1 protein-coding gene is annotated in these 229 nt (G+C 46.3%); it reads left to right on the top strand.

Annotated features, from left to right (window positions below):
• Positions 1-229, top strand: a 229-nt coding sequence (locus ICN28_RS09495) for a hypothetical protein (RefSeq protein WP_216288275.1), incomplete at both ends; no start/stop codon positions are given.

Below are 229 nucleotides of genomic sequence, written 5' to 3'. Positions count from 1 at the left end.
CAGTCACTTATAGCTTGACTGATGACAATGGCACTTCAGTGGGTGACACTAGCACCTTAGATATTACGGTGACGCCTGTCAACGATGTGTTCGTTGATACGGATGAGGCTGTTACTACGCCTGAAGACACCCCTAAATCAGGTAATGTGATTGATAGCGGTTTAACGTCTGGTGATGGTGCAATTACTCTCACAGGCTTTACCGTTGACACTAATAATGACGGCACACC

It is taken from the genome of Polynucleobacter sp. 30F-ANTBAC (assembly GCF_018882385.1).
Taxonomy (GTDB): Bacteria; Pseudomonadota; Gammaproteobacteria; order Burkholderiales; family Burkholderiaceae; genus Polynucleobacter.
Note: the sequence above shows the minus strand (reverse complement) of the source record. Positions and strands in the feature narration are given on the sequence as shown.